The following is a 6,401-nucleotide window of genomic DNA, read 5'->3' on the forward strand; positions in this document are numbered from 1 at the left end:
GAAACGGTTGGGTTCCTTGCTGTACCAGTAATCCCAGATGTTCAAACCTTTTCCATCTTCTGAAGCAGCGCCTTCAATCTGGGTGGCGGAAGTCGCGCTTCCCCACCAAAAATTTTCTGGAAATGTATACTGCAGTGCCATACAAGAAATCCTCCTTTATTGTCTGGTGCGGTAAATTTCAATAATCTCAACAGCCAGGTCGCGGACGGTCATCGATGTCATCAAGTGGTCCTGGGAGTGAATCAGCATTACGTTCACGGGTGACGTCTCTCCACTTGCTTCCTGCTGGAGAAGCTTCGTCTGGTACTTATGCGCTTTGCCAAGCTCTTCTCCTGCTTCTACGATGAGCCTGTCTGCTTCTTCAAAATTGGCTTCTTTTGCTTCTTGAATAGCCTCCATTGCACTTGATTTTCCATTTCCGGCGTACAATATGATTTGAAACGCCACCTCTGTAATTTGTTCCATACGACCTTTCCTTTCTCTGTATCCGTATTGTCAGTATTAGTTGGAAGGTTTTTCTGTTTCTGTAGTAGCAGCTGCTTCTTCTGTCTGCTCCTGCTCATAGTACTGCTTATCCATTACTTTCAGGAACGGCCACCAGATGACAAACACCACTGCCATACTGACCAGTTGAAGCACCGCTCCCTGCCATGCATTTCCTGTAGCCAGAAATCCACTGATTAAAGGCGGGGTTGTCCAGGGAACAATAATACCTGCAGGTCTTGGAACCAGCCCTGTAAGCATAGAGTAGTAAACCATTACACAGACAACGACCGGTGCAAGCAGCCATGGAATAAGGACAAGCGGGTTTAAAATAACAGGTAATCCGAAAATAAACGGCTCGTTTACGTTAAATATTCCTGCAGGAGCACTCACCTTTCCAACCTGTTTCATCTGTCTGCTGCGTCCGATGAGAAAGATCCCTAAAATAATAGCAAGTGTCATACCAGAACCGCCGATACCTACAATAAAAGTATCAATAAATTGTTTGGTTACAACGTTTGGGAGCTCCTGTCCAGCTTGAAATGCTTCAAGATTCTGATTATTGAGCGTGTACCAGATTGGGTCCAGTACGGAGTTCACGAGAATCTGGCCGTGTAGTCCGAAGAACCAGAACAGCTGAATCAGCAGTACTGCAGCAATTGTTGCTGGAAGCCCGCCGCCGAGTACAGTTAATGGCTCCTGCAGAACGGTGTAGATGAAATTTTGTACCGTTTCAAATGGCGTGAATGTGAAAATAATCCGAATAATAAGAAATGCTGTTAATGAAAGAGCGATAGGAAACAGTGCACTGAAAGAACGTGTTACCGCTCCCGGCACGCCTGCCGGCATCTTAATCGTCCAGTCTTTTTTAACAAAGAAATAATAAAGCTCCGCTGCGACAAATGCGGTAATGATACCTACAAACAGTCCTTCCGCACCTAATGCAGAAGTCGGAATGCCTCCCGGTGTTTCCTCTACCATCTGCGGAGTAAGAATTAAGAAAGCGGCCAGCGCCACTACCCCGCCGTAAATACCTTCGCCGCCGGAATGTTCTACCAGCTTATACCCGATTCCAATAATAACAAAGAGTGCCATAATACTTAACGTTGCCGCAGAGGCAGGACCAAGAGCGTCCTGATAAGCGGTAAAGGCACTTTCGCTGATTATTTGATCCAGAAATGGCAGGTTGGCCAGAACTACGAAGATCGAGCCGAATATAATAAGCGGAAGGGCTACGAGAAAACCGTCCCGAAGCGCGGTTAAATACCGGTTATTGTTTAATTTTTCTGCAATTGGCATCAACACCCGTTCAAGCAGATCCATAAACTTGCTGTTGTTGTTCATTATAACTCCCCCTAAATGTAGTAACTGCTTCTCCACGTTTTAACTAGAAAAGGAGGAAGAGAAGGTCTCTATGTGTAGTCCTCTCCCACATTACTTTTACTTACTTATTTTCGATAAGTTCAAGCGCTCTTGTTAACACGGCCTTGCCATCAACCCGTCCGTAGGACATCGGATCAATAACATCGAGTGGAATACCCACTTCTTCTGCTTTGACTGCGTACTTCTTTTTCATAAACCGCATCTGCGGACCGATCATTAGTACATCCGCTTTCTCCATATCCGGAATTGCTTTGTCCTGGGAGACGGCCCAGATATTCGCTTCAATCCCCTGCTCTTGTGCAGCTTCTTCCATTTTTGAAACGAGCATGCTTGTCGACATTCCCGCCGAACATGCCAAAAGTATATTTTTCATCTCGTGTTGCCTCCTTGGATTGTTTTATAAGATAATCTTAGTGTATGAGAATCCCAACCTAATGAAAACGCATACTTTTTCCGTTATAAAGCGGAAAAAGATGTTTTTTCCACAGAAAAAATTTTTTCATCTAAATACGCCGCATAAACATTTATCAGTTAAATAATTTCTAATTCCCCTTAAATGAAAAAGAACCTTTCTTTTCAAAAAGGTTCTTCTTTTACATATTTAAGCTTTGTATCTACTCGCTTTTAATTATTCTTCTTCTCCAAAATAACAAACCGCTTACAATGGTTAACGATAGAGCACCAAGAACAATGGAAATGTATCCTGTATTCGTGTCTGGAAGTTCTCCTCCCGTTTCCCGATCGGAAGATGCTTTTACATTTTCATTTTCTTCTATGCTTGAAAGCATTAATACTAAAGGAGCTGTGTAATCAATTGCATATTCATTAGTAGCAAAAGAATCTAATTCATCTAAATAGGCTTTTCCAGGAGCCGGCGGATTATCAGAATCCAGCCATTCATCTAAATATTCATCGCCGCCAAATCCGTTAGGCCCTCCTACCAAAAGTCCAGGCACATATACTCCCGTACTTTCTATAATACGATGGTGAGGATTTTCTGGAGCATTATCCCCTGCACCTGTCAGAAATGAATGGCCGGTAGCATTTCGGCCCAACACAAAGTGAAGCTGTTCAATAGCTGCATCTACATACTCTTTATTTGGTGTTATTTTATCAGCCATTAACAATAGGTTTCCTTTTGCAATAGCATTTTTAGCGGATGCCCAAGTATACTCCTCAGCTGATAGAGCACTACTATACCCATCTTCATTTATTTGTTGCACTGTATCTTCAGCGTAGGAAGTAAAAGCTGCTTCAATATCATCTTTTCTTTCTTCCTGTCCGTTATCTGCTGTCCAATAAGCCCACTGTCCTAAAGAATGGGTGTTTGCCCAACTTACATAATTCGGCTGCTCTCTAAACAGTTCCCTAAAGTCTTCATTATCCAGATAAGCATCATATTTTATATCTCCGGTTGTTTTGTATAATTCTGCCGCTGCCCAGAATCTTTCTTCAATATCTTCTGTTCCTTCCCCGGTTTCTACTCCTTTATCATAGGCGCCGGATCCATCGTCTTGTCCTTCATCCACACGAAAAGAAGGTTCTGTATTATTTTCTAAATAGGCGAAAGCCGCTTCAGCATTTTCCAATAATTGATTGGAGTATTCTTCATCATAGTCTTCGTATATGCGCGAAGCCATTGCCATACTCGCTGCATATTGTGCTGTACTAAATGTTGATATACCAAATACATAGCGTTCTTGTTCATCCTCGCTTGGTTCAATCATACCAGGCCATTCTAAACCGGAATTTTTATGAAAAACACCGCCATCTTCAGGACGCTGCATTGATTCCATCCATTCTAAATTGAATTTAATTTCTGCAAGTATATCTGGAAGTCCTTCATTAGAAATCCCTTCTGGAAAATCAAGCTGTCCTTCGTAAAAAGCTGATTCATTCATTTCATATGCTTGTAAAAGTTGGGCTACTGTTACAGCTGAAGGAGCCGTATACATTCCAAAGTCACCTGCGTCATACCACCCTCCTGCCACATCTATTGTTTGACCTTCTTCATAGTATTCATCTGAAAAATAGACTTGAGCTTCTTTGTCTTGTAAATGTCCCGCTTCTATATTTAAACCCGTGATAGGATCATTAATATCTGTTATTGAACGCTGCAGGGTATAAGAACGGGTGGTGTCAATTAGCTGCTGCTCGTATATGTCTTCTCTAATCTCAAAAGAATAAGAGGTGTCTGTATCGCCTGTCTCATATATTCGCCTGTAGTTGTTAAAGCAGAGAAATCAGCTTTACGCACAGTATCTCCTGAATTTTCATCATACTCTTCTTCACTTAAATCACCTTCGAATACAATTTCTTTTGTGTCTATGTTTCTAATTATAAAATTCTCATATGTAGGATCAGCCAATATTGTTGCCACCTTTTTCCCTTCAGGCAGATAGCCTACTTGATTGACCTTAATGGGGTCACTATATTCCGGAGGGTTAAAATCAGATTCCTCTGCTAAAACGTTTGGAGCAGTTCCAGAAAATAATAAGCAAGTACCAACTGTTGTTAACAATATTCTTTTTTTCATACAATTCCTCCTAAGTTAATAACTAATTTATTTTTATTCAATAAATACACTTCCTACTAAATTCTCTCCTCTCTTCTAAAATATAATCAGAATATTTCTTCTACTAACTTTATAATTAAAGCGCTATCATCAAAACATAATCTTTTTCCTGTATGAAGAGGAAGCATCTTACATTTTTAATATGAATCACATTAGAAACCATATTAAAAACCCTCTTCTTTTATTAAAAAAGAAAAGGGCTTTAGTAAAAATTAAAAATAATACGGTGATAAGACCAATAACTAAAATCTGAGTTAGGTGTTATTTATTATCGAACAGAACATTTATGCATTATTTACTATAAACTCTTAGTTCTTTAGCACTTTAAGAAAGTCCTCATAATTCCGACACTTTAGAATACGCTGCACGACACTGATGTTGTCGACAATGTAGCGAAGTGCTTGATAAAGTGCCTGCAGGTCCTGCGTGTCTCCTTTTTCTACATTTAATAAAAAGATAAGCTGCACCCGCTTTTCTCCCCAATTGATCGGCCGCTGCAGCGTACAAACAGTCAGGAATGTTTCATCAGTCTGAGTTGTCACCGGGTGAGGGAGTGCTACAAGGTTCCAAAAACTCGTTGGAGCAATATTTTCCCGCTCTATCAGCTGTCCCAGATAGTCTTCCTCTACCAGGCTTTTATCCTGAAGCTCTTTTGTAAGAAAAGAAAGGACCTCTTCCCTCGTGGACAGCGATTTCTGAAAATAAAACAAATCTTTCTTTAAATAGTCGGCGATACTGCTGTGCTGCTCCATGACATGCCCTTCAATCCGCTCCAGATCGCCTTCCCCCAGAATGGTTTTTACCTGGACGACTGGAACCGGCAGCTTTTCTGCAATTGGAATCGTGCTGACAATAAAATCGATGTTAGCAAACGAAATCTGGTTTAGTTTATAGTATTCAGTAGTTCCAACTACTTCAAGACGGTTTCCAAATTGAGATTTCAACTTGTAGAAAATCAGCTGAGCACTTCCAGCCCCGGAAGCGCAGACGACCATGCAGCGTTTGGGACCGGAATGCACTTTTTTTCGTTCCATTGCAGCACCAATATGAAGCGCAATATACCCAATTTCGCCTTCCTCGATCTCCACACCCATATATTTTTCCAGAACAAGACCAGCAATAATGCCGGCTTCGAAAGCAACAGGATAGTTCATTTTAATATCAGATAAGAGAGGATTTCTAATATTCATTCCGTATTTATAACGGTTGATGCAGGTTTTAAATGAAGACCGAGTCAACAAGAAGCTCTTTATCCTGACGGATACCGAGTCCCATCTTATTTTCAATCGCCTCCAGGATGGAATGACCAAGCTGATAAATCGGTACGTCCAGTACTTCTTCTACATCATGATCCGATAAATTAGCCTGCGATATCATTTTTGTTCCTAATAAATGAATAGCAATATAGGCAACTTCCACTTCTGGAAACGCGATATGAAGCTTGGCTTCCAGCTTGCTGACAATCCGTTCGGCTACTTATACTCTTCTTTGCTTTTATATCCTTAAATTCACGTGGGTACAATGTGATATGATGTCCAGTCTCGACTCTTTTATACGTAATCGCTATATGAATAAATAAATTATTCATCGCTATATCAGATAAAGTAATGTTGGAGGCCTGGCTTTCTTCCAGAATAATATCCCAAATGTCGTTTACGTTTTCTTTAATAAGGCCGGGCAGCTGGCTGTCGAATATATCGTTTGTCACGCCTTCCCGTTCTGCAAACACGTATTCAGACATACAAAAGCGAAGTTTAAATTCATTCCCGACAGCCTTGAGGCCATAGTTGGGACGCTTTTCCAGCGTAATATCATATTTATTAAAGATGTTTTTTACCATACGGATATCATTTTGAATTGTTGATTTACTGATTAACAGCTCATCTGCAAGCGTCTTCGAGCTTTAGAAATGTATTCGCCAGAAGCAGCCGTTAATCAGGAAACGAACTCGTTCTTCAGG

General features: G+C 40.9%; 9 protein-coding genes. All 9 read right to left on the reverse strand.

From position 1 onward, the window contains the following. Positions 1-141 (reverse strand): family 1 glycosylhydrolase (locus MMY81_RS32775; protein WP_252316115.1); only part of this gene is annotated, 141 nt, incomplete at its 3' end. 15 nt (positions 142-156) lie between these two features. Then, positions 157-465 carry a PTS sugar transporter subunit IIA gene (locus MMY81_RS32780; RefSeq protein WP_252316110.1) on the reverse strand — a complete coding sequence of 103 codons (309 nt, stop codon included), beginning with the start codon at positions 463-465 and terminating at the stop codon, positions 157-159. Positions 466-501: 36 nt separating this feature from the next. Continuing rightward, on the reverse strand, positions 502-1,827 hold the full coding sequence (celB, locus tag MMY81_RS32785) for a PTS cellobiose transporter subunit IIC (RefSeq protein ID WP_252316111.1): 1,326 nt from the start codon (positions 1,825-1,827) through the stop codon (positions 502-504). 100 nt (positions 1,828-1,927) lie between these two features. Continuing rightward, positions 1,928-2,239 (reverse strand): PTS sugar transporter subunit IIB, encoded by a 312-nt coding sequence (locus tag MMY81_RS32790; protein ID WP_252316112.1) that lies wholly within the window; start codon positions 2,237-2,239, stop codon positions 1,928-1,930. 241 nt (positions 2,240-2,480) lie between these two features. Further along, positions 2,481-4,082 carry a glycoside hydrolase family 9 protein gene (locus tag MMY81_RS32795; protein WP_308215563.1) on the reverse strand — a complete coding sequence of 534 codons (1,602 nt, stop codon included), beginning with the start codon at positions 4,080-4,082 and terminating at the stop codon, positions 2,481-2,483. After that, a complete protein-coding gene (locus MMY81_RS32800; protein ID WP_252316113.1) occupies positions 4,010-4,402 on the reverse strand; it encodes a cellulase N-terminal Ig-like domain-containing protein in 393 nt (130 codons plus the stop codon). Before MMY81_RS32800 ends, MMY81_RS32795 begins: the two co-directional genes overlap by 73 nt. 347 nt (positions 4,403-4,749) lie before the next feature. Beyond that, positions 4,750-5,631 (reverse strand): BglG family transcription antiterminator, encoded by an 882-nt coding sequence (locus MMY81_RS32805; RefSeq protein ID WP_252316117.1) that lies wholly within the window; start codon positions 5,629-5,631, stop codon positions 4,750-4,752. Positions 5,632-5,659: 28 nt separating this feature from the next. Next, positions 5,660-5,905, reverse strand: a complete 246-nt coding sequence (locus MMY81_RS36155) for a hypothetical protein (RefSeq protein WP_374563439.1) — start codon at positions 5,903-5,905, stop codon at positions 5,660-5,662. Further along, positions 5,802-6,281 carry a PRD domain-containing protein gene (locus tag MMY81_RS32815; RefSeq protein ID WP_252316114.1) on the reverse strand — a complete coding sequence of 160 codons (480 nt, stop codon included), beginning with the start codon at positions 6,279-6,281 and terminating at the stop codon, positions 5,802-5,804. Before MMY81_RS32815 ends, MMY81_RS36155 begins: the two co-directional genes overlap by 104 nt. Positions 6,282-6,401 lie beyond the last annotated feature (120 nt).

This window comes from Sinobaca sp. H24 (genome assembly GCF_023845525.1).

Excerpts from the sequence above, each read along its gene's own strand:
- celB (WP_252316111.1), bottom strand. The coding sequence starts at position 1,827 with ATGAACAACAACAGCAAGTTTATGGATCTGCTTGAACGGGTGTTGATG.
- MMY81_RS32805 (WP_252316117.1), bottom strand. The coding sequence starts at position 5,631 with ATGAATATTAGAAATCCTCTCTTATCTGATATTAAAATGAACTATCCT.
- MMY81_RS32800 (WP_252316113.1), bottom strand. The coding sequence starts at position 4,402 with ATGAAAAAAAGAATATTGTTAACAACAGTTGGTACTTGCTTATTATTT.
- MMY81_RS32790 (WP_252316112.1), bottom strand. The coding sequence starts at position 2,239 with ATGAAAAATATACTTTTGGCATGTTCGGCGGGAATGTCGACAAGCATG.
- MMY81_RS32780 (WP_252316110.1), bottom strand. The coding sequence starts at position 465 with ATGGAACAAATTACAGAGGTGGCGTTTCAAATCATATTGTACGCCGGA.
- MMY81_RS32815 (WP_252316114.1), bottom strand. The coding sequence starts at position 6,281 with ATGGTAAAAAACATCTTTAATAAATATGATATTACGCTGGAAAAGCGT.